This is a genomic window from Xenorhabdus sp. NBAII XenSa04, assembly GCF_963866145.1.
Lineage (GTDB): Bacteria > Pseudomonadota > Gammaproteobacteria > Enterobacterales > Enterobacteriaceae > Xenorhabdus > Xenorhabdus indica.
Map to the genome: position 1 here is coordinate 1 of NZ_CAWMEB010000354.1, position 269 is coordinate 269.

Sequence of the window (269 nt, forward strand, 5' to 3'; positions counted from 1 at the left end):
AATCCCGGCTGCCAGTCATGCCTATCATCCAGCTCCCCTTCCAGGTGCTGCAACAGGGGCAGGTGGTAAAATAATGCCGTCCAGAACACAACCGCCTGCCATAGCAGGCTCTGGGCAGCCTGAGTTTCCGGGGCTGCCCCGGGGGGTAACAGATGTCCCTTCGCCAGCCGCACGGCACAGGTGGTAAACTTTAGCGTCAGGTCAGCAAAATCCCCGCTGCCCGACCAGTTACCTTCCGGTGTTGCCGGCACCTGTTGGACACGGCTCAG

1 protein-coding gene is annotated in these 269 nt (G+C 61.0%); it reads right to left on the reverse strand.

Going from position 1 to position 269, the window contains the following annotated elements; genetic code table 11:
• On the reverse strand, positions 1-251 hold a 251-nt coding region (locus AAC147_RS12230; RefSeq protein WP_231571703.1), incomplete at its 3' end, for a TraI domain-containing protein.
• Positions 252-269: the final 18 nt, after the last annotated feature.